This is a genomic window from Acinetobacter sp. 1424608, assembly GCF_000588255.1.
GTDB lineage: Bacteria > Pseudomonadota > Gammaproteobacteria > Pseudomonadales > Moraxellaceae > Acinetobacter > Acinetobacter nosocomialis.
Window position 1 is genome coordinate 1 of the sequence record NZ_JFXL01000051.1, and the last position, 835, is coordinate 835.

Consider the following 835-nt stretch of genomic DNA (forward strand, 5'->3'; position numbering starts at 1 on the left):
CAAAGATTAAGCAAAATGTGGGATATCGGTTTTTTGAGTGAAGTTGAATCTCTAATTGAAAAATACGATTTAGATGAAAATTTACCCTCTATGCGTTCTGTTGGTTATCGACAAGCTCTAGAATTTCTATTAAAAAGTGATATGAGTCTCAAAAAAAAGCAAGAAATGGAGGATAAAGCCTTATTTGCAACACGACAACTTGCCAAACGTCAATATACGTGGTTACGTTCTTTGCAAGAAATACACGATTTTAAAACTTACTTGACGATAAAGCAGGCGAAAGAAGACTTGCGAAACTCTTATGGATAAAGCAAAATTTGCACACTGTCTTTTTATAATTTTTAGTTGAAAAATAAAGATAGTTTTTTTGCGCTGATTTAAAAATTTTTTTTTGGAGTTAAAAATGTCTAAAGGTCAAACTTTACAAGATCCGTTCTTAAATTCTCTCCGTAAAGAACGTATCCCAGTTTCTATTTTCCTTGTTAACGGTATTAAATTACAAGGTCATATTGAATCTTTTGACCAATATGTTGTTTTATTAAAAAATACTGTAAGTCAAATGGTTTACAAACACGCAATTTCTACAGTTGTTCCAGCTCGTAACCCACGTCCAGCAGGTGCACAAGGTGCAGGTTTCCCAGCTCAGGGTGGTAGTCAAGGTGGCTTCGGTGGTCAAGGCGCTGGCTTTGGTGGTGCTCAAGGCGCTGGCTTCGGTGGTCAAGGTGGCTTCGGTGGTCAAGGTGGCTTCGGTGGTCAAGGTGGCTTCGGCGGTCAAGGCGGCTTCGGTGGTCAAGGTGGCTTCGGTGGTCAAGGCGGCTTCGGTGGTCAAGGCGGC

At 40.2% G+C, this 835-nt stretch carries 1 protein-coding gene and 1 pseudogene; both read left to right on the top strand.

The features are described from left to right. Positions 1-309, top strand: a pseudogene (locus J678_RS22780) (tRNA (adenosine(37)-N6)-dimethylallyltransferase MiaA); the annotation flags it as partial. Positions 310-403: 94 nt separating this feature from the next. Further along, the coding region (gene hfq, locus J678_RS22785; protein ID WP_003109222.1) for an RNA chaperone Hfq at positions 404-835 on the top strand (432 nt) is incomplete at its 3' end.